The organism is Burkholderia sp. GW821-FHT14F03 (assembly GCF_058803765.1).
Genome location: NZ_JBXAPG010000017.1, coordinates 121,834 through 143,016, shown reverse-complemented (window position 1 = coordinate 143,016; position 21,183 = coordinate 121,834). Strand labels below are relative to the sequence as shown.

Below are 21,183 nucleotides of genomic sequence, written 5' to 3'. Positions count from 1 at the left end.
ATAGCGCCATCGGCGGCGTTGCGCCGATGGCCAGACTTCCCGTATCGAGAAACAACCTCTTGACGCTTCACAGCTAGCGCGACGACCCCGCGTCGATCTCGCCAAGCCGCTCGCGGCAGAAATCGACGAACGACTGCGCCTGCTTCGTGAGCTGCCCGCGCTTCAACCGCGCGCTGACGAGCCCCGACGGGCTGACGGTTTCGCTGAGCCGGGTCGTCACGACGCGTTGGCCGTCGTACGTGTATTCGGAATACGGGCGCGTGACGAGCAACGAGAAACCGAAATTCCGGCCGACCATGCCGCGCACCATCTCGATCGACGGCGACGCGAACACGATGTTGGGGGTGAGCCCGAGGTCGTGGAACAGGCTGACGAAATAGGTTCGGCTCGGCTGCACGTCGAGCAGGATCATCGGCTCGACGCCGAGTTCGCGAAGCGACACATGCGCCTGGCCCGCGAACCGGTGCTGCTCAGGCAGCAGGACGTACGGCTGCTGCGGCGGCATCAGCGGCTCGGTTTCGATCGTGCCGTCGAGGTCGTGGTCGTACAGGAGGGCAAGATCGAACGAGCCGGCCGTCAATCCTTGCACGAGCTCCTGCTGATCGCCGTCGCGCAGCCGGATGCTGACGCCCGGATAGCGCTCGCGAAAACCCGCGAGCAGTTGCGGCAGATAGAGCGGCGCGACCGTCTCGAAGCAGCCGATGTCGATCTGGCCGGTGACGACATCATTGTCGGCGAGCGCGTTCTGCTCGAACGCGTGCGCGATGCGCAGCAGCTCCTGCGCCTGCCGGTAGAAGCGCGCGCCGACGGGCGTCAGCGACACGCCCTGCGCGTGATGCCGGATGAAGAGCGTCACGGCGAAGCTTTCCTCCAAGCCCTTGATCGCGCTGGAGACCGACGGCTGCGCGATGAAGAGCTGGCGCGACGCTTCGGCGACGCTGCCGCATTCCACCGTCGCCACGAAGTACTTCAATTGCCGCAAAGTATAGTGAGCCACAGGCACCTCTGCCACTCGGCCCCGACTGCCGCGTCGGGGCGCATGCTGTCCATTGCCTCACGCAGCACATTACCGGAAGAAGCCGGCGCCGGGTTTCCCGCTGCAGAGCTTTTTCGTGGGCTTCGAAAATATTTTTAGTATTTCTCCCTCGCGGCTCGCGTGGCGCACCATCGGCTCCGATCTGGATCATGCTGCGGTTGCCGTGGCGGCGGAGCGTCGGCTCGCGCCGGCGCACATGAGGGCGCAGTGACCTTCGCCGCGTGTCCAGTCCGATCATCGACAATCGCGCCGCCGCGCACCGGCTGATACCGGACGCATGCAGCGGCGCGCAGGACAGGAGACATTGCCATGACGAACGTGGAGCGCAGCGCGTCCCCCGTGATAGAGAAATACACGATCGGCCATGTGCCGCCCGCAGACCGGCACGGCAGGGTGAGCGATCTGTTCACGCTGTGGTTCGGCGGCAATATCGCGCCGCTGCCGATCGTGACCGGTGCGCTCGGCGTGCAGATCTTCCACCTGAACCTGATGTGGGGGATCGTCGCGATCGTCGTCGGCCAGGCGGTCGGCGGCGTGCTGATGGCGCTGCACTCCGCGCAGGGGCCGCGGATGGGCATTCCGCAGATGATCCAGAGCCGCGCGCAGTTCGGTTCGTGGGGGGCGTTGCTCGTCACCGTGATCGCGGCCGTGATGTATGTCGGCTTCTTCGCGTCCAACATCGTGCTTGCCGGCAAATCGGTGCACGGCATCGCATCGTCCGTGCCGGTGCCGGTCGGCATCGTGATCGGCGCGGTGGGATCGGGGCTGATCGGGATCGTCGGATATCGGGTCATCCACATCCTGAACCGTATCGGCACGTGGGTGCTCGGCATCGGCATCCTGGTCGGCTTCTGGATGATGCTCACGCACATCGAGACCGACGACTTCCTCACGCGCGGCGGCTTCAGCTTCGCGGGCTGGCTCGCGACGGTGTCGCTGTCGGCGCTGTGGCAGATCGCGTTCGCGCCGTATGTGTCGGACTATTCGCGCTACCTGCCGGAACACGTCGGCGCTGCCGCGACGTTCTGGGCGACCTATCTCGGCTCCACGCTCGGTTCCACGCTGGCGTTCATCTTCGGGGCGGTTGCGGTGCTCGCGGCCCCGGCCGGCGCCGATACGATGGATGCGGTCAAGCAGGTGACCGGCCCGCTCGGCCCCCTGATGCTCGTGCTGTTCCTGCTGAGCGTGATCAGCCACAACGCGCTCAATCTGTACGGCGCGGTGCTCGCCGTGATCACGTCGGTGCAGACCTTCGCCCACCGGTGGATCCCGACCGCGAAGGCGCGCGCCGTGTTGTCCGTGGTGATCTTCGTCGCATGCTGCTACGCGGCGATCGGCGCATCGACGAATTTCGTCGCCCAACTCGTCAATCTCGTGCTCGCGCTGCTCGTCGTGCTGGTGCCGTGGACCGCGATCAACCTGATCGACTTCTACGTGATCCACAAGGGCAAGTACGACATCGCATCGATCTTCATGGCGGATGGCGGGATCTACGGCCGCTTCAATCCGCAGGCGCTGATCGCGTATGCGATCGGCATCCTGGCGCAGATTCCGTTCATGAACACGCCGATGTACGCGGGCCCGATTCCGGCGCTGCTCGATGGCGCGGATCTGTCGTGGGTGATCGGGCTGGTGCTGACGTCGCTGCTGTATTACGGGCTCGCGATGCGGGGCGGCGAGTCCAGGCGCCGGCAAGCCGGCGCGAGACTGACGTCGACGATGATGGGGGGAACGGAAGGGCTGGAGTAACGGGGCAGGGCGTACGCCGCCGCGTCGGGCGCGGCGCGGCGCGGCGGCGTGGCATGGTAATGCTGACGGCCCTGATCGAGAAGCATGTTCACGGAACGGACGAAATGGGTCGGCGCGTGACGCGGCAATAGCTTGAATCGATCGTTCATCCGGACGGAGCCTCGGCGACAGGCATTCGCCAAACACCCGGCTTTCCGGAAACCCGGCCGAGTGAGCCCCCATAAAAATGACCGGCTCAGTCTCGCGCATCGACCCGAGAGGGATCAGGAAGTCACGGAACGGGATCGAGCGTGTCGCCGGCGACTGCCGGTCACATCGACGGGTACTCGCTACGCTGCTCGCGTACCAGGCTCACTGCGCGCGCTCGGACCTCCGGGGAAAACTTGTTTGGCTTTTGATTCATGGCTCCGTTGTCTCAAGATGAAGTGGTCGTGACGATCAACGGCCGGAAGCACGGGTTGTGGCGGGCCGTCGATCAGCACGGCGCGGTGCTCGATGCGCTGGTGCAGCGTCGCCGCGACACAGCAGCAGCCAAACGGCTGATGCGCACGTTGCTCGGGCAGCCATGGCTGCCCGCGTGTGATGATGACGGACAAGCTACGCAGCTACGCGGCGGCGAACAACGAACTGGGTCTGAACGTCGGGCATCGGCAGTACAAGGGATTGAACAACCGGGTGGAAAATTCGCATCAGCCGACCCGGGTGTGCGAGAAGGTGATGCGGCGGTTCAAATCGGCACGCCAGCTTCAACGATTTGCCTCGGCCCATGGACAGGCTTCGAATTCGTTCATGGGGTGCCGCAACAATCGCAGCGCGCTGTGCAAACGCGGGGCATGTGCCCAGGCCTTCGCGGCCTGGGAAAGGGCCTTCATGCGACCGCATGCCGGCGTAAGCCGATCGATACTCGCCTCACTCATCCTGGTTTGTCCGGTTGCCGCACAACCTGCCAGTGCCGTTCAACCATGCGCAGGCTCAGCGGAAAACAGTAGTACAACCAAACGGCGTGGCAGATGATGTCCGGCGGAACCGGTAGCCCCTGAACGAAACCGGTGCCTCGGTCGACGGCAGAATGGAGATGAATACCTTCTTCCTTTCCCATTATATTTATCGACTTCGGCGACAAACTGACAGTACCGATCCGAGAGGCCGTGGCGAGGGCAATCTGTGAAGCTTGCGGGGAGCGGGCAGAACATCTGGATGATCACGCGACAGTGGCGGGTATCCGCGCGGCGAGGTAATCCGCGAAATCACTACCGACTTCAGGGTGGCGGAGGCCAAACTCAATGGCTGCTTTTAGATAGCCAAGCTTACTGCCGCAGTCGTACCGAGTGCCGGCGTACTTGTATGCGAGCACTTGTTCCTCAGAGAGTAAGGCTTGAATCGCGTCGGTCAGTTGATGTTCTCCACCTGCGCCGGGCTTTAGCTCGCGGAGGTGTTTGAAAATCCGCGGTTTAAGGATGTAGCGACCAACAACACCCAGGTTGGATGGCGCAACGTCAGGTGCAGGTTTTTCGACGATCCCTGACATCTTAATGATCGATTCCTCCCATTCCTTGCCGTCGATAATCCCATATGATTTCGTTTCGGAGGAGGGGATTTCTTCGACCCCGATGACCGAGCTATGGTAGTGATCGAACACGTCGACCATTTGCTTCAAGATGGGAGGTTCACCATCAAGCAGGTCGTCAGCCAAAATGACGGCGAATGGATGATCGCCAACGAGCTTTTCCGCGCAGAGCACGGCATGCCCGAGCCCAAGCGCTTCAGGCTGCCGTACGTAAAAGCAGTCCACGTTGCGCGGCTTGATGCTTCGCACAAGATTCAGCAGCTTTTCCTTGCCACGGGCTTCGAGTTCCGCCTCGACCTCGTATGATTTATCAAAATGATCTTCAATGGCACGTTTGCTTCGCCCCGTAACGAAGATCATCTCGGTGATCCCGGCCGCGATCGCTTCCTCGACAGCGTACTGGATCAGAGGCTTATCGACGACAGGCAGCATTTCTTTGGGGCTGGCCTTGGTGGCCGGCAGAAACCGCGTACCGAGACCGGCTACGGGGAAAACAGCTTTAGTTACTTTCAGCATTGCATTTTTTCCGGTAAAAATCGTCGCCGGTCGGCACGAGTTATTGAAAAAATTCATCCGATCGTCTTTTCCTGGATCCAATGAACGATCAGTAGGATTCTATTCTGGATAGGGATTTGCAACGGGCACGCGCCTACCGCGCCAATGGACGTGGGTGCCAACTGAAGTACCGAGCCATCGGAACGCCAGGAGGATGTCCCGTAGCGGAATCAACGGAAGACTGGAAATAAACTTCCTCCACCGCCACAGCCTCGTGCGTGGATAAGCAAGCGGGCCACTGTGCCGACCACGATGCGGATGGCCAACACCATCATGGCGGCGTGTGAAGACGACAGCGCCGTAGCGAGTTGCGAACGCGAAGCTTCGATGAGCCCAAGGCCCTCCATCAGCCAATGCCCGCGGTTCGGAGCACGTCGACGGTCACCGCGTCACCTCTTGCGAACCACAGTTGTCTCCATCGGAGAGGGTCCTCGGGTCGCCTTCATGTGGAGCGCATCGAAACAGCCTCGTTCACTCAGCGCGAGCAGCATGTTCTTACGGGTCAACGGCTTGCCCTCCATAATCATTGGAAGGAGGCGATGAGCGACGTGAGGTCTCACGCGCGTTTCTGATCGATGCTTGATGTAGAAACCAATGTCGTGCGTGGCGTACTCCATGACGGCCGCCGGATTGTCCGCGTCGGGAAGGTCGTGCCGCAGGTCGCGCTCCCAGCGCACCGTGTCTTCAATGACCTGGGGCTTGTACGTTTCCTCCGGAATGGTGAAGAGCTGGCGAGCCTGGATACCGTCAATGGACAGGCTGGTCAAGCGAGCAATCCAGACGCTGCCCGTGAATCCGGCCAAGATTGGAAAGAACCAGAGCATGATGTCGCTTGGCGTCACCCACTTGTTTGAGAGGGCTTCGATGATGAGCGCACGACTATTTGAGATTCCATTAACCGCGTAGGCCATGGAGACCCAGCAGATGATCCCGGTGATGCTGACCCAACCGAAGTGCCGGAAGCAGTCGGACCAAGGGAGCGGGTCATCATCACGCTGCTGGGTGCCCCACGAGATACCTTTCCGCTTTAACCATAGCCATACGAATCGAGTGACATAGATCATCATGATCGGCGAGAAAAAGAAAGAGAAGACGGTCTCAAGCAGCAGTGACCAGGCGAGCTTGTCCTTCCCGCCAAACCCGCGAGCGCGATCGCTCTTGACGTGCACGATGAACGCCAGGATGCGTGGCATGAACAGGAAAACCAGCGACGAGATCAGGAGCATCATCATCGGCATTTCCAACAGCCGGATGGAACCGATCACGAGGACTCCCTTGCTCAAAAAATGGACCATGCCGTACGCCGATACGACTAGGAACATCGCCCAGAGCGGGGCGGCTAGGTAACCTACCGACCCGTTGAGGAACGTTTCCCGGTGAACCGATCGAAGGCCATCGATGAACAGGAACCGCAGATGCTGCATGTTGCCCTGCATCCACCGGCGCTCACGGATCAAAAATCCCAAAAGATTGGCCGGGAGCTCTTCGTAGCTTCCTTCAAGCTCGGGGAGGAACCAGACCTCATAGCCGGCGCGCGCCATCATCGCGGATTCGATGATGTCGTGACTCAGCGGTTTGCCACCCCATGGGGCCGCGCCAGGTAGTTCGGGGAGGATGCAATACTTGATGAACGGCTTCATCCGTATCATCGCGTTGTGCCCAATGTAGGACGCATGTCCCATGAACATGGCTTGCAGGCTGTACGAAAAGACGGAACCGTAAAGTCTGGCGGCAAACTGCTGCATTCGACCGAACAGGCTGCGACGCATCACGGGCTTGGGGTTGGTTTGCAGGATACCGACGCGTTGGTTACCCTCCATCATGCGGAGAAGTTCGACGATCGCCTTGCCATCCATGATGCTATCCGCGTCCATGACCAGCATGTAGTCATATTTCTTTCCCCACCGACGGCAAAAATCGGTGACATTGCCAAGCTTGGCGTTCAGATTGACGGGGCGACGGCGGTAGAAAAAGCGACCTTGCGGAAATCGCTCACGGAGCTTGTGCACTGCGCTTTGCTCCACGATGTTGTACTCGAGCTTTCGGCTGTCCGACAGAAGGAAATTGTCGAAATGGTGTGCGTATTCCGGAAACTCTCGCGCGATCGATTCCCACGTCGCAGCCATGCCCGCAGCAACCCGAGGGACGTCCTCGTGATAGACCGGATAAACGATGGCAACCTTCGCTTCCTTTCGCGGTTCGCGAGCCGACTGTGAGGGGTGCCATGGGTTGTTGCCTGGTCCTCGAAGCGTATGCCAAGTTCCGAGCATCAGTTTGAAGAAGTTCGACGCCAGGAACCAAGTCATGATCCCGTAGATCACGAGGTAGATCTTGATTGTGATCTCGGGCATCTGCTGCGCGCGCAGGGTGTAATCCGACAGCAGCAGAATGATGATCGTGGTGACCAAGGTCAGGGCCAGCGTAACTCTACGCCGATACTCGACGACCCGCTCCCAACCCGGCGCCTCGCCAATCGGCGCGTGCGGGCCATGCGAGCGCCGGAATCGGTGCCACACGTTGTATTTCCAGGAGACGTTCAGCGGCGGAGGCGCGATGGTGATCCGCTCCGGCTTGGGCTGGATCACCGCCTCCTGATTGGCTTCAAGCCATGCATGGAGGTCTTCCCACGTGTGAACCGACGCACGAAGTCGATCGGCTTCCCCGGCCGGGAGGTCCAGCCGATCTATGTAGGCATCAAACGTCATATCATTTGGCGGCTTGGACGGGGACAGCCAGCTGGAACAGAATGCTCACCGCGCGCTCAACCGATACGATCGGAGCTTCAGCCACATAGACCATAGAGCCGTCCTTGATCGGGAATCGATGCGACGCGACAAGCCCTTCAAGCTTGTTCCAGGCGAAGTTGTACAGAACGGGGCGCTTGCCCAGCGACGTTTCTTCAAGCACAAACACCGCGTGATCGTCGGCAGCGTTGGCGTTCAGGCCGGACGCCGAGGCCAGCACTTCGGCCAACGTGGGCACGTGCGCGAAATTAAGCTCTCCGTTTTTGTGAACCCCACCGCCAACCACCGTCACCCGCACGAGCGGAGCGCGTTTGACCAGTATCCGATCATCTGGCGCCAAGGCGATTTTCTGGGCCAAGGCTTCATTGAGAGGCAATGTTACGGATTCGCCGTTCCGAATGACCGTTACCTGCGTCGCCATGCTGTCACCGCTCTGGCCATTCGTTGATCCGGTGAGATCGGTGCCGCTTCCTAAGGCCTGGGTCAAAGCTGAGGCGAGCGAGAGCCCGGCCGGCGTCCAGGGGAGAATCCTGGGTGCGCCGATAGCCCCGGTGACGACGATGCTGCCTTGCGGCGAGGAGGTCACGGAGATTTTTGCCGATGGACTCTGCAAAATGCCGAGCCCTGCATATCGATGTGCAATCGTGGTCTGCGCGGCATCAAGCGTCAGACCTCGAATCGATGTCGGGCCGACGTAGGGAAGATCGATCATCCCGGCCCCCGAGACCGTGTAATTGCCGAGATCGATCGAAGACGGAACGTTCGATGCGCCCTGCTGCGAATCCGAGCCTGGCCATGGTGAAATCGTCCAGACTTGAACGTGCAATGCATCGCCGGGTGCAAAGGTAAACCCCCCGTGGTGCTTCTCACCGGACAGCGATGCCAGCGATTGCAGGAGCACAGTTTGATGGCGCGCTGCCTCAGCCGCGGCTCGTTGTTGGGCAAGAACGGGGGTGACGTTCACAATATCGACGTCCTGGCTCGACTTCACGGAAGACACCGAAGGGCCGGCGGACGGCAGGGTGCCGCACGCGGACAGTACCAAGGCCGTGCTGACGAGTCCAAGGCGAGTGGCTCGAGAAAAGTGCTTCATCGGAGAAGTCCCCACAGAACGAGAGTAGCAAGCAGTACACCTGCGATCCATTCCAAACGCCGCGGCAGTTCGGGTGAGTTCGGGCTGGACGGAGCGCTGATGAGGTTCAGGTAATACTTGTTCTTCATCGCGTTCAGTTGCGCCTGCTCGACAGCAGTTTCGACTTCATGCAACAAAGATATGTCGTTGTCGCGCGCTACTGTCAGCTCGTCATAACGCGCTGCTTGGCGCGAAAGAGTCTTGCCGTCGCTCTCCGTGCTGGAGATCTTGGCTTGAACAGCGGCTATGGCCGACATCAGGTTCTTGGCGACCGGGTTATTGGGCGTCGCCTTGGAGATCGCGTCGTACTGCGCAGACATCCGCGTTTTTTGCTCGTTCAACGAGTTCAGAAGCGCCAGGTTCGAGATGTACAACTTGGAGGGGTCATGCATACCGGTCGACGTGCGATAGGCCGCGAGTGTGGCCACGTCGCTCTTCAACTTGACCTCTATCGAGGTTCGTCGATCGACCGCATTCTTGATATAGTCGGCTTCCTGCTGCTGATTCATCTCGTCGATATGACGAACGGCATCTTCCAAAATCTTTTTGGCGATCGTTGCGGCGAGGGCGGAAGAATAGCCTTCAACCGATAAAGAAACGATTCCGCTGTTCTGGTCAATCGCGGCATTCACGCGATTCTGATAGTAGTGCCACAGTGTGACATCGTTTTTCCTGAAGAGCGTCGATAATCCACCGAAGCGACTGATGAAATCGCCCTGACCAAAATGCTCGGGCAGATTAATCGTATTGGCTACGTTTCGGTATTCGTCCCATGAGCCGACGTAGTCCTTAACGATGTATGCGCCCTCTGTAGAGCTGCCGCCGCCTGCGCCGGAGAGCATCGACGTCAGACTTTCCGAAGCTTGAACGGGCTTGTAAACGAGGAGGGAGGCCGTCGAGACATAGACAGGCGACGCGACCAACAGAAAGTAGATAATGCAAACGAGATTGGGAACCACGACAATGGCCCAAAAAAGTGGCTGGCGGAGCGCTTTCATATTATCGATGGTCCGTATGGTTTGTTTGTATCGAGAAAATTTATACCCTGATGCATATAATCTAAATTTTTATTTTTTAAGACCAATAAAGGTCATCGCATGGGACTCTTATGTTCGCGTGGGTATTGTCAACTTGTTCGGTGGTCAGACAGCAAGGACGGGTGAGGCGGGCATCGATCGGCTTACGCCGGCATGTGGGCGCATGAAGCCGTTCGTTGTTTGCCGCTGCGTGGCTTGTCCTTCACAATCACGCGCGCAGGCATGGCGCTGGAGAAACTTGCGTATCAGTCGCTTGGCCGCGGCCTTGTCGCGGTGGCTCTGCACAAGCACATCGGGCACCGCGCCTTGCTAATCGACGGCCCGCCGCAGCCGATGCTTCCTGCGGTTGATCGTCACCACCACTTCGTCCGGATCGCGTGTCGCCACGCCCCGGCGCCGTCGAGCGATTCCGCTTCGTGATCGCCGTGCCGAACTTCGTCGCCCGGCATCGCACCGTTTCGTACGTGAGCTCGATGCCCGTGTGGCCAACATCTCTTCACCATGCGCAGGTTCATCAGAAAAAGATAGTACAACCAAGCTGTATGGCAGATGATGCCCGTCGGAAACCGATAGCCATTGAACGAAACGGGTGCATCGACCGGCGGCAGAACTGCAATAGGAACTTTCTTCATGCCCCATGATATTCGTCGACGTCAGCAACCAACTTGACAGTATTCGTAATGCTAATGGTTGTTTGTCCTGATAATTTGAACGTTTGTAAACGTTGAGGAAATAATGCAAATTGGCTCACAAGACTGGGTGACGTAGTCAGCCTGACGACCGGGTAGCGGATGGTGGGCCCGAGCAACGGCAGGGAGGGGAGGTTCGACGGACGGCATCGTTCTCGGGCGATCATGTGCTGTGTGATCGCCGGTCCGGGGCGGTGCTGCACGACGTAGCATGCGTTGATGTTGGAGGACTGCGAGCCATGGCGGGCTGTCGAGATTGGTAGGCGTTACGACGGAAACCTCATCGCGGGCTGTCGGGACTTCCGCCATCTGAGATGTGGGGAGAGGCGGGACGTGCGGAAGCGTGACGGTATGTGCCAGGCACGCCGGACGCGGAACTGCAGTTCTTGATCCAATTCTTCCCTGCTCGAAGACGGAAGCGCGCGGCGGCCTTGCACGACCGTGCAACGGATTGGAAGATGGCGCCTGTCACCGGGCGGCGCGCCGCCTGCCGGTCCTCCGCACTTGCCTCCACGTCCGTCGCGATGAAACATGTTCTGGTCTACGCCGATTCGCTGTCCTGAGGCATCGTCCCGGGCACCCGCCGCCGCCTGTCGTTCGATGCGCGCTGGCCCGGGGTGCTCGAGCGCGCCCTGTGCGCGCACGGCACCGCGACGCGCGTCGTCGAGAACTGCCTGAACGGCCGCCGCACCGCCTGGGACGATCCGCTGAAGCCGGGGCGCAACGGCACGGCGGGCCTCGGGCAAGTGATCGAGATGCATGCGCCGCTCGATCTCGCCATTCTGATGCTGGGCACGAACGACTTCCAGACGGTTCATGCGAACACCGTCGAGGATTCCGCGCGCGGCATCGGCGCGTTGATCGAGGCGATCCGCGGCGCGCCCGTCGAGCCCGGCATGAAGACGCCCGACATCCTGATCGTGGTGCCCCCCGCCATCCGCGTGCCCGAGGGCGAACCCATGCCGAAGTTCCTCGGCAGCGAAAGCCGCTGCATCGGGCTTGCCGACGCCTACGGCGACATCGCCCGCACGTACCGCTGCGCGCTGTTCGACGCAGGACAGGTCACCCGGACCAGCGCGCAGGACGGCATCCATCTCGACGCCGATCGGCACGCCGTGCTCGGCGAGGCGCTCGCGCGGCGCGCATTGCCGATGCTCGCGCGCACGTAAGCCGCGTCGCGGCGGCGCGATCGCGAAACCGCACCGCCTGTCGCTCGCCGCTCCTCCCTTCAGCCCACCGGCGACGCGCATCCGGCAAGCACGGGCTCCAGCCACGCGCGCGTCGTCGGCGAGGTGGGCCTTCTCGATCGTGAACGCGCCGTTTGCCAGCATCGCCGCACAGGCTGCGCGCTGGATCTTGCCGCTCGACGTGGTGTGGATCTCGCCCTTGCGAACCCGGACCAGCGCGCTGACCGTGAGCTGGCACGCCTGCCAGATCTCGCGCGTGATCGCGGCGGCCGCGTCGGCGAGCGAGAACGCCCCGGTCGCCTCCAGCACGACGACGACGCCCGCCTGCGCATCGCGCTCGACCAGGATCGCGGATCCGGTTCGAGCGGATCTGGGTCGACGCGTCGAGCACCGCGCCTTCGATGTCCTGCGGGTGGTAGTTCACGCCGTTCAGGATGATGAGGTCCTTGATGCGGCCGGAGATGAAGAGATGGCCCCGCTCGTCGACGAAGCCGAGGTCGCCCCGTGCGCAGCAGGCCCTGCGGGTGCGCGTCGCTGCGGTAGGCGTGGAAGGTCGCCTCGGAGACGTCGGGGCGGCCGAAGTAGCCGTGGCACACGCTGTCGCTCGACACGCAGATTTCCCCGATCGAGCCGGTCGCGCAGGCGGCGCCCGCTTGCGGGTCGATGATGCGGATCAGCTGCCCGGCGTTGTCCAGCGTGCCGACCGACACCACGTCGAGCGCGCGCGCATCGTCCGAGCCGGGCGCGAAGCGGCCGTCGGATCCGCGTCGAAGTGGTGGCGGAAGCGGCCGTGCGCCGCGTTCGCGCGATACCGGTCGCGCGCCATGCCGGCGTGCTGCGAACCCTGGCCGGCGAAGCAGAACGCGCCGCTCGCGCCCGGCTTCGCGCGCGCCGGCGCGTCGTCCAGCGCGGCCGCGTGGGCGCGCAGGGCGGCCGCCGCGGCGACGGGATCGTCCGGCGCGACGCTCGCTCCGCGCGTGCCGCCGTAGACGACGCAAGGCGCGCGCCGCGCCGGGCGTGTAGCGGTAGGTTCGTCGAGGCGCAGATCGGCGCGCAGCGGCGGCAGGACATAGCGCATCAGGTCCGCATCGGCGAGCGTCGCGTCGGGAAAGAATCCCCAGCGCCGCACGACGTCGATGAACGCCGCATCGGGCAGGGCGTGGGTGCGGCCTTCTGGCGCATGACGGGGATTGCCGCGCACGGGCGCGTGATAGCTCGACAGGAACAGCCCGGCGAGCGCCGGGCCGCCGCGCGCATCGCGCCGTCGTGCCACTTCGTAGGCGAGCAGCGCGCCGAAGCGGTGTCCGAACAGGAACCGCGGGGCGCCGTCGTCGACGTCGTCGACCGCGTCCGCGAGGTCGGCGATCAGCGTCGGCCAGTCGGTGGGGAAGGGGCGGTCCTGGTGGGCGCCGCGGCCGGGCAGGTCAGGGTCGTGAACGAGAAGGCCTCGCCGAGCGCCTCGACGAGTGGCGCATAGCTCGCGTGGCCGCCCCCGCGAAGGCGAATGCGACGATGCGTGCGCGGCTGTTGAGCGTTCCTGCGCTCGTCGAAACAACCCGACTCATGAAACCTCCCGCAATTGACTTGGCGGTAAATTATCAGAGCCAGTAAATCGAGCGACACTACAACTTATTACAGTTTTTGATATATGAAAATATCGTAATAGGTATTGAAAAATGGTGAAGAAATGCGAATTTTTGAGGGGCGATAGTTTTGTATTGTGAGTCAATTTGACATGAATTGAATTCAATTGATGTAATAATTAGATTCTCTGTTTCTGTTTTTTGGATCATCAAGAACAGGAGCGCTGGAGCAGTCGTAAGCAAGGAGACTACGGTAAGTTTGACTTGGATCAACATGTGGTCTGGCGCAACATATGTATACCGATGACTTGCGGAGACCGATGAACAGGGCGAACGATTGTCTTGTTTTTCTCGAAAATCTAAACATCAAAAAATTAATGCAACCTATTCGAGAAATAGATTGATAGAATTCTTTGAATATGTGAACTTTAATCTTTTCATATTTGTCCTGGTGGCTGATAAGCCGCACTGAACGGACTCGACAGCCAAGCTGCTGCAAGGCGCCGATGCGTTGTCCCCCTTGCATGACCGATGCGAATCGGATGTGACCGATGTGCCCGGCGCATTCGTTCCGCGGTCGTCCAGACCGTCGCGCGTCGTTGGACGACGTCCCCCTCATCCGAGGTCGCGGGTCGACGCGCGGCAGTGGCCCACGCGCCGCGCTTCCATGACGGCGTCCGAAGTCGCGCGGCAGGCATGCGCGCGCGAGACGGTTCGCGTAGGGAGCAGATCGTCCGGACGACGTCCGGCTGCCGCAGGTCGTCGCCGCGTCGCGCCGCGTCGGATCGACCACCTATCTTTCGCATTCACATTGGGCGACACCATGTACGAAGACTTGTCCGTTGAGTCGTTTAACGAAATCCTCCATGTGCACAGCGAGCGCGGCCTGTTCGATCACACGCAATCCCGCATCCGCCAACTGGGTTTCAAGAACTTCGTCTATCGCTACCAACTCGCGGGCGCCTCCACCAGCCGGCGGGCATTCGACGGCTACCCGCCCGCGTGGAGCGCGCGCTACGAGGATGCGGGGTATGCCGAGATCGATCCGCTGATCCGGCAATGCCTGTCGCGCACCGTGCCGCTGATCTGGGACGACGCGCTGTTTACAGGGCCGGCGGCGCGGCTGCGCGCCGAAGCGAAGGCGCACGGGCTCGTGTACGGCTTGAGCTGTCCGGTCCACGATCGCGGCGGCATGTTCAGCATGCTGTGCATGGCGACCGATTTCCCGTTCCAGCATCGCCAGGACGATACGCTGCGCCTGCTCAGCCTCGCGCAACTGCTCGCGAGCTTCGTGCATTCGGCGATGCGCAAGCTGCTCGAGTGCAAGGCCCCGGCGCAGAACACATGCGACCTGACCACGCGCGAGCGCGAGGCGCTGCAATGGGCGGGACGCGGCAAGACCGCGTGGGAGATCTCGAAGATCCTCGGCATCACGCAGCGGACGGTGGTGTTCCACTTGACGAACGCCGTTCGCAAGATGGGCGCGACCAATCGCGCGCAGGCGGTCGCGATGGCGTCGGCGCGCGGCGTGATTTGAGGCATGGCGATCGCGAGGCGCCTGGGCTCGGGATGCTCCCGCACGCCGTCGCGCGGGCGGCAGGGCGAACCGGTTCCTTGAGACCATGCCGCAGTCTTATCGCCTGCCAAGATCCAGGTGTCGCCGGCAGGGGCCCCGCGCGCCGCTGACGGTGCGCGGCCAGCGTGTCGCGCGGACTGTGTCGCCGTGGTCGATACGTGCAAGGCCGCTGGATTGCCCGACTGGATGCAAGAGGTCCCGGCGCGATCGCGCGGGCCTGATTGCGCCGCCGATTTTATTCATTCGTCGAGTCTCCCCGCGCATGCGCCACGGAGGGGGCGGTCGATATTGCGTGCTGTTCCCGTTGTTTAAGTAAACACAATAAAAATCAGGGAAACTTCGCGATAGCCGGTGTGTAGGCTTTCGAGGCATGCTACTGTAAGAAAAGACAGCTTCTGTTATCGAAAATATATTTAGGAAACCAAAATGCGTAACGGAATGTTCCAGGCGGCGACGGCGGCCGTGATGGCGGCGTTGGCCATATCGGGGTGCGGAGGCGACTCCCTGGATGCGGCGCCGGCTTCGTCTGCGGTGGTGACCGGCAACACGACGGCGACCGTTCCGGGTGATAGCGCATCGGCCGGCGCGACGAGCGGCGCGAACGGTTCGACCGGTTCGAATGGAAACGGTGGAGCCGACGGCGCGGCGCCCCCGGCGCGGACGGACATTCCCGGCCTGACGAAATTCGTCAACGTCCTGATCGGTACCGGCGCGCCGGACGCGGGCGGGCTCTATCCGGGCAACGTGAATCCCGCCGCGCAGGCGCCGTTCGGCATGGTCAGCTTCGGGCCGGACACGCCGGGCAGCCGGAGCCCCTGGGGCAACGGCTCGGGCGGTTACTATTACGCCGACACGACGATCGATTTCTTCAGCCTCACGCATCTGTCGGGACCCGGCTGCCGCGGCCAGGGCGCTGTCGCGATGATTCCGGGCGGGCGTTCCCTGTCGTTCTCGCACAAGGACGAGGTGGCATCGCCCGGCTATTACCGCGTGAAGACCGGCAACGGCATCCTCAACGAACTCACGGCGACGACCCGCACCGGCATGGCGCGCCTGACCTATCCGGCCGGCGCGTCGCCGAACCTGGTGATCAATGCGTTGCGCAGCAACGGCATGAAGTCGGGCGTTGCGCCGAGCCTCGTGGACCTCAAGGTCGACGTCGCGGCGGGCGTCGTGTCCGGCAAGACGGTGGTCGGCGCGTTCTGCGGCGGCACCTGGTACAAGCCGGTGTACTTCTACATCAAGCTCGATACGCCGCTCGATCCGGCCGCGACCAAGGTCGCGCCCGGCGTGGCGACGCTCGTGTTCGCGCCGAAGGCGGGCGGGGGTGCGACGACCGTGCAGCTGAAGGCCGGCATTTCGTCGGTCAGCGTGGCGAACGCCCAGCTCAATCTGACGAAGGAGAACCCGGGCTGGTCGTTCGACACGACGCGGAACGATCTGGACGCAGCGTGGAACAGCCGGCTCAACACGATCCAGCTCGACCTCGCGCAACCGAATGCCATGAAGAGCCTGGGCAGTGCGCAGGCCAGGACGGCAAGCGACCACGTCACGCAGTTCTATACCGCGCTGTATCGCACGCTGGCCGGGCCGACCGTCTATAGCGACGTGAACGGCGAGTACCGGAGCATGCGCCAGCTCAACCTCGGCGATCCCGGCAACACGGCGCCGCAGCGCGCGACGGCCAACGTGTCGCAGGATCCGGTTCCCGATCAGCCGCGGGCGTACCGCACGCACTATTCCAGCTTCTCGCTGTGGGACACCTATCGATCGGTGACGCAGTTGCAGGCGCTGCTGTTTCCCGGCGAAGCGAGCGACATGATGCAGTCGCTCGTGGTCGATGCGAAGCAGTGCGGCGCGTTTCCCCACTGGGTCGACGGCAGCGACGACACCAAGCCGATGGAAGGCGACCATGCGCCGAACGTGATCGCGGGCGCCTATGCGTTCGGCGCGCGCGGCTTCGACCTCGCGGCCGCGCGCAAGTACATGCTGCAATCGGCGTTCGGCACGGGCGGTCCGGGCAGCGCGTTCGTCGAGGGCGCGTGCAACAACCTGGGCAGCGTCGACGACAGCGCCGGCGTGAGCACGGTCAGCGACTTCTATTTGAAGAACGGCTATGTCTCGACCAATGTGGCGGGGGACCACCACGCGGGATCGATGACGCTGGAGCTGAGCACGACGGACGTATCGGTCGGCAATTTCCTGGCCGCGCTCGGCCGGGCGGAGGATGCGGGCAGCGTCGCCGCGCTGCGCAGGCGCGGGCGCAACTGGATCAATATCTTCAACGCGGACATCCCGGCAAACAGCGGCTACTACGGCGAATCGAAAGGGCTCGTCACGAAGGATTCGAGCGGCCAATGGGATTTCAGCGAGAACAATAACCGTGGCTTCCACGAGTCGACCGAGCCGAACTACACCTGGACGATCGGTCACGACTACGCGGAGCTGATCAAGCAGCTGGGCGGCAACGCGGCGGCGATCGCGCGCTTGAACACCCTGTTCGGCCTGAGCCAGACCGATCCGTTCAACGGCCCCCTGCCGAGCGCGGCGACGCTCAACAGCGGCGAATCGGGCAGCACGCTCTATATCGGCAACGAGCCCGCATTGCAGACGCCGTGGGCCTACAACTGGGCGGGCAGGCCGCAACTCACGCAACGCGTGATCCCGGTGGTGATGACGAAGACGTTCTTCAACACGCCCGGCGGCCTGCCCGGCAACGACGACTTCGGCGCGACCTCCGCGTTCTATCTGTGGGCGAGCCTCGGCCTGTATCCCGTCATTCCGTCGGCGCCCGGCATGGCCATGTCCACGCCGCAGTTCAAGGGCATGACGATCTGGCTCGCCGACGGCACGAAGAAGCTGCGCATCGAGGCGGACGACGAGGCGCTGCTGAACGGCAAGCCCTACATCAAGTCGGTTCGGTTGAACGGCAAGACCTACCCGGGGTCGTGGCTGCCGCTGGCGGCCATCGCCGGCGGCGGCACGCTGACCTATACGTTGTCGGCCACCCCGACGAACTGGGCGGCGGACCCGTCGCTGGCGCCGCCGTCCGGCCCCGGCGCCGACTATACGAAGCCGGGAACGAAGTAGCCGCCTTCACTTTGCCGCGCAGCGAGCCTGGGGTCCGGGAGGCGGCCGATGGCCGCAGCCGGGCCGCCTGCTCGAACCCGAATCCCGAATCCGGATGCCGCGTCGGCGCGCCTGGGGGCATGGCGTGCCGAACGAGGGGGGCGCAGCGGCGGCGGGCCGGATCGGCGTCCTCCCACACAACCGTCACCCGTCATGAAACGGAGGCATGGAATGCGCCACACATCGAAATCCGCCGGCATGCTCCTGGCACTGAGCGTCGGCGTCGCGTCATGCGGCGGCGATCTCGAGTCGACGCCGCTTGCCGCGACGAGCGCCGCATCACCCGCTGCCGTAGCGGGCGCTTCCGATACCGGGGCAGGAAGCGATGCGCATGACGAGACTTCGGCTTCGATGGGCGGGGGAGAGGCGGCGTCGCCGACGCGGACCGTCGATCCGACGCGCGTCCTCCGAAGCGTCGACCCCATGATCGGGACGTCGAACCTGGACATCGCCGCGAACTGGAGCAGCGGAATACGCGGGCATGGCCACACCTACCCGGGGGCGACGGTGCCGTTCGGCATGGTTCAGCTGGGACCGGACACGGCGGGCGGGCCCAGCGCCTTGCCTTATGACTGGGATCGCACGGCCGGCTACCAGTACGACGACCCCTGCATCACCGGATTCACGCACACGCATCTGTCCGGCGCGGGCATCGGGTCGGGCGGCGAGGTCCGTTTCCTGCCGACGCTCGCGCCGGTCGACAAGGCGACGCTGGCCAAGATCAACGGGACGTCCGCGACCTACAACGCGCGTTTCAGCCACGCCGACGAAAGCGCCGGACCGGGATACTATCGCGTGCGCATCTCGCCCGAAGGAACGGGCAATCCTCCCTGGAACGTCAAGGGCGCCGCGATCCTCGCCGAGATGACGGCGACCTCGCATGCGGGCGTGCATCGCTATACCTACTTCCCGAGCGCGGCCGCGCAAAAGCGGAGCATGATCGTCAGCATCGCCAAGCCGATCGGCGGCTCGCTCAAGAGCGGGAAAATCCAGGTCACGGATGATCGGACGATCTCCGGATGGCAGATCACCGACAACTGGGCGAACAACAAGCCGACGTATTTCGTGGCGCGGTTTTCTCAGCCGTTCGATCGCGACGTCGTGATCAGCCAGGACGGCGGCACCGCCTACCTGACGTTCGCGGCGGCGGCGTCCGGTTCAGCGTCGTCCCTGACCGTCAACGTCGGCATCTCGCCGTCGGGAGTGGCCGACGCCGCGGCGAATCTGTCCGCCGAAGTCGGCGCGAAGCCGTTCGACGACGTGAAGAGCGGGGCCGAACAGGCATGGGCCCGGGTGCTCAACCGCGTGCAGATCCAGGGCGGCACCGAGGACCAGCGAACCGCGTTCTATACCTCGCTTTATCATGCGATGCTCGGTCCGACGCTCTACAACAATGCGGACGGCAGCTACGTCGGCATGGATTCGGTCAACGACAGCCGAACCGCGCCGCCGACGACGAGCAAGCATGCGAATCCCGGGTTCGACTATTCGTCCTCCTTCTCGCTGTGGGATACGTTCCGCGCCCAATCCCCGTTGATGACCTTGATCCAGCCGGAACGCGTCGACGGCTGGGTCCGGTCGCTGCTGGCGCAGTTCAAGCAGAACGGCAAGGGCGAGCTGCCGGTCTGGCCGCTGGCTCAAACGGAAACCTTCACGATGGCCGGCCATCCGGCTATTCCGTTGATCGCCGACGCTTACCTGAAGGGCCTCACGAATGCGGGCACCGACGAGGTCTGGACCGCGCTGACCACCACGCAGGGGGCCAGCGCGCACGGTTTCGATCAGTATCGAACCCGCGGGTATGTTTTTTCCGGAAGCAATGCCTCGGTCTCCACGACGCAGGATTACGCCTTCGCCGACTGGGCGACCGCCGCGGTCGGCAAGGCGGCCGGCAAGGATACGTCGGCTTTCACGGCTTACCTGAAGCGCAGCCTCAACTACCGCAACGTGTACAACCCGACGAAGAACAATGGCTGGATATTTGCGCAACCGAAGGGCAGCACGGGCGCTTGGGGCGTTCCCTTCGATCCGGCCGGCGCGGAGAAGGACGACTATTCCGAAGCGAATTCATGGATCGACACCTGGAACGTGTTTCACGATTTTCCGGGGCTTATCGCCGTCCTCGGCGGCAAGGCGCGATTCGCCGCCCAACTCGATCAGACGTTCAATCCGAAGAACCCGCTCGGCTTCCGCTTCGGGCAGGGCTTCCCCGATCTCACCGGCCGGATCGGCCAGTTCGTCGCGGGCAACGAGCCGGCCAATCAGCTTCCCTATCTGTATGACGTGATCGGCGCGCCGTCCAAGACGCAAGACCTCGTGCGCACCGTGATGGACGACATGTATTCGCTCACGTTGACCGACCGCGATCGCGCCGAGCTGAGCCGCGCCAGCCTGAAGGCGGCCCAGGACGATCCGCGCAGAGTGCGGGCGTCGGCGATTCCCGGCAATGACGATTTCGGCCAATTGTCCGCCTGGTACGTGCTGTCGGCGCTGGGCATTTATTCGCTCAATCCGGTGGGCGGCGTGTACTACTTCGGCACCCCCTTGTTCGCGGAAGCGAGCATCGACATTCCGGTCGCGTCCTCCGCCGCATCGGGCGGCGCCCTGACGTTCGGCCAGGTGCGCCGCTTCACCATCACGGCGCACACGACGAGCGGCGCGCCGCCGTCGAAGGCCAATCGCTATGTGCAGTCGGCCACGCTCAACGGCAGCCCCTTGCATCGCCCCTACATCACGCACGATGAAATGCGGGCCGGCGGCAAGCTCGACTTTGTCATGGGCCCGACGCCGAACGATGCCTGGGTCGACCAATGGGATGGCACCGACCCGAACAGCGCTTTCGCGCCCTCCGTGGTTTTCGGTGGGGGGCGGCTCTAGGAAGGCCGGATCCGGTCGACGGGCCGCCGTCGCCGCGCCGAATGCGGTCGGTGCGGCGGCGCGTGGACGAACGGCTTGGCACACCGGCGGAAGCGCCGGCCGGAGTGAGCGCGTCTTCGCACCAGGGCGGGATAGGCGTTGCTCATCGGGGTTCATGTCCGCTGCCCGCTGCCCGTTCGCGCAACGCGGCGATTTCGCGCAGGCTCGCGCTGAGCCATGCCGTCCACGCCGCCCCACGCCCCACGCCCCACGCCCCACGCCCGGAACGCCCGGAACGCCCGGAACGCCCGGAACGCCCAGAACGCCCAGAACGCCCAGAACG

General features: G+C 63.0%; 11 protein-coding genes and 4 pseudogenes. 6 read left to right on the top strand and 9 right to left on the bottom strand.

Annotated elements, in window-relative coordinates; translation table 11 throughout:
- Positions 1-73: 73 nt before the first annotated feature.
- The gene (locus AC1RQF_RS14125; protein WP_273995358.1) at positions 74-997 is read right to left on the bottom strand and encodes a LysR substrate-binding domain-containing protein; all 924 of its coding nucleotides are present in this window, start codon (positions 995-997) and stop codon (positions 74-76) included.
- 348 nt (positions 998-1,345) lie between these two features.
- Here AC1RQF_RS14125 and AC1RQF_RS14120 point away from each other — a divergent pair, with 348 nt between their 5' ends.
- Both AC1RQF_RS14120 and AC1RQF_RS14115 read left to right on the top strand, forming a co-directional pair.
- Positions 1,346-2,785, top strand: coding sequence for a purine-cytosine permease family protein (locus AC1RQF_RS14120; RefSeq protein WP_273995360.1), 1,440 nt, complete (start codon positions 1,346-1,348; stop codon positions 2,783-2,785).
- A gap of 419 nt (positions 2,786-3,204) precedes the next feature.
- Positions 3,205-3,677: pseudogene (locus AC1RQF_RS14115) on the top strand (IS6 family transposase); the annotation flags it as partial.
- 63 nt (positions 3,678-3,740) lie between these two features.
- Here AC1RQF_RS14115 and AC1RQF_RS14110 read toward each other — a convergent pair.
- The 6 genes and pseudogenes from AC1RQF_RS14110 to AC1RQF_RS14085 all read right to left on the bottom strand — a co-directional run.
- Positions 3,741-3,853 (bottom strand): annotated as a pseudogene (locus AC1RQF_RS14110) (IS6 family transposase); the annotation flags it as partial.
- 133 nt (positions 3,854-3,986) lie between these two features.
- Entirely contained in the window at positions 3,987-4,868 is an 882-nt protein-coding gene (galU, locus tag AC1RQF_RS14105) for a UTP--glucose-1-phosphate uridylyltransferase GalU (protein WP_492872285.1), read from the bottom strand.
- A gap of 428 nt (positions 4,869-5,296) precedes the next feature.
- A complete protein-coding gene (gene mdoH / locus AC1RQF_RS14100; RefSeq protein WP_492872284.1) occupies positions 5,297-7,612 on the bottom strand; it encodes a glucans biosynthesis glucosyltransferase MdoH in 2,316 nt (771 codons plus the stop codon).
- Position 7,613: 1 nt separating this feature from the next.
- On the bottom strand, positions 7,614-8,744 hold the full coding sequence (locus tag AC1RQF_RS14095) for a polysaccharide biosynthesis/export family protein (RefSeq protein WP_492872283.1): 1,131 nt from the start codon (positions 8,742-8,744) through the stop codon (positions 7,614-7,616).
- Positions 8,741-9,781: a KpsE/RkpR family capsule polysaccharide export protein gene (locus AC1RQF_RS14090; protein WP_492872282.1), complete on the bottom strand. Its 1,041-nt coding sequence runs from the start codon at positions 9,779-9,781 to the stop codon at positions 8,741-8,743. Before AC1RQF_RS14090 ends, AC1RQF_RS14095 begins: the two co-directional genes overlap by 4 nt.
- A 392-nt stretch (positions 9,782-10,173) precedes the next feature.
- A complete protein-coding gene (locus tag AC1RQF_RS14085; protein ID WP_492872281.1) occupies positions 10,174-10,452 on the bottom strand; it encodes a hypothetical protein in 279 nt (92 codons plus the stop codon).
- Positions 10,453-11,075: 623 nt separating this feature from the next.
- Between AC1RQF_RS14085 and AC1RQF_RS14080 the strand changes: the two genes are divergently transcribed.
- Positions 11,076-11,678, top strand: a complete 603-nt coding sequence (locus tag AC1RQF_RS14080; protein WP_273995651.1) for an SGNH/GDSL hydrolase family protein — start codon at positions 11,076-11,078, stop codon at positions 11,676-11,678.
- A 59-nt stretch (positions 11,679-11,737) separates the two neighbouring features.
- Here the strand turns inward: AC1RQF_RS14080 and AC1RQF_RS14075 are convergent.
- Both AC1RQF_RS14075 and AC1RQF_RS14070 read right to left on the bottom strand, forming a co-directional pair.
- Positions 11,738-12,451 (bottom strand): annotated as a pseudogene (locus AC1RQF_RS14075) (acyl-CoA synthetase family protein); the annotation flags it as partial.
- A pseudogene (locus AC1RQF_RS14070) lies at positions 12,439-13,251 on the bottom strand (thioesterase II family protein); the annotation flags it as partial. The pseudogenes AC1RQF_RS14075 and AC1RQF_RS14070, both read right to left, overlap by 13 nt.
- Before the next feature lie 851 nt (positions 13,252-14,102).
- On the opposite strand from AC1RQF_RS14070, the gene AC1RQF_RS14065 reads away from it, so the two are divergent.
- From AC1RQF_RS14065 to AC1RQF_RS14055, 3 genes are all read left to right on the top strand, one after another.
- Positions 14,103-14,816 carry a LuxR family transcriptional regulator gene (locus AC1RQF_RS14065; RefSeq protein WP_492872280.1) on the top strand — a complete coding sequence of 238 codons (714 nt, stop codon included), beginning with the start codon at positions 14,103-14,105 and terminating at the stop codon, positions 14,814-14,816.
- 465 nt (positions 14,817-15,281) lie between these two features.
- A complete protein-coding gene (locus AC1RQF_RS14060; protein WP_492872279.1) occupies positions 15,282-17,945 on the top strand; it encodes a GH92 family glycosyl hydrolase in 2,664 nt (887 codons plus the stop codon).
- A 192-nt stretch (positions 17,946-18,137) separates the two neighbouring features.
- Positions 18,138-20,861, top strand: a complete 2,724-nt coding sequence (locus tag AC1RQF_RS14055; protein WP_443111411.1) for a GH92 family glycosyl hydrolase — start codon at positions 18,138-18,140, stop codon at positions 20,859-20,861.
- Positions 20,862-21,183: the final 322 nt, after the last annotated feature.

What these genes read in the sequence shown, in the direction of transcription:
- AC1RQF_RS14120 (WP_273995360.1), top strand. Translation starts at nt 1,346, where the DNA reads ATGACGAACGTGGAGCGCAGCGCGTCCCCCGTGATAGAGAAATACACG.
- mdoH (WP_492872284.1), bottom strand. Translation starts at nt 7,612, where the DNA reads ATGACGTTTGATGCCTACATAGATCGGCTGGACCTCCCGGCCGGGGAA.
- AC1RQF_RS14095 (WP_492872283.1), bottom strand. Translation starts at nt 8,744, where the DNA reads ATGAAGCACTTTTCTCGAGCCACTCGCCTTGGACTCGTCAGCACGGCC.
- galU (WP_492872285.1), bottom strand. Translation starts at nt 4,868, where the DNA reads ATGCTGAAAGTAACTAAAGCTGTTTTCCCCGTAGCCGGTCTCGGTACG.
- AC1RQF_RS14085 (WP_492872281.1), bottom strand. Translation starts at nt 10,452, where the DNA reads ATGAAGAAAGTTCCTATTGCAGTTCTGCCGCCGGTCGATGCACCCGTT.
- AC1RQF_RS14055 (WP_443111411.1), top strand. Translation starts at nt 18,138, where the DNA reads ATGAAACGGAGGCATGGAATGCGCCACACATCGAAATCCGCCGGCATG.
- AC1RQF_RS14065 (WP_492872280.1), top strand. Translation starts at nt 14,103, where the DNA reads ATGTACGAAGACTTGTCCGTTGAGTCGTTTAACGAAATCCTCCATGTG.
- AC1RQF_RS14060 (WP_492872279.1), top strand. Translation starts at nt 15,282, where the DNA reads ATGCGTAACGGAATGTTCCAGGCGGCGACGGCGGCCGTGATGGCGGCG.
- AC1RQF_RS14090 (WP_492872282.1), bottom strand. Translation starts at nt 9,781, where the DNA reads ATGAAAGCGCTCCGCCAGCCACTTTTTTGGGCCATTGTCGTGGTTCCC.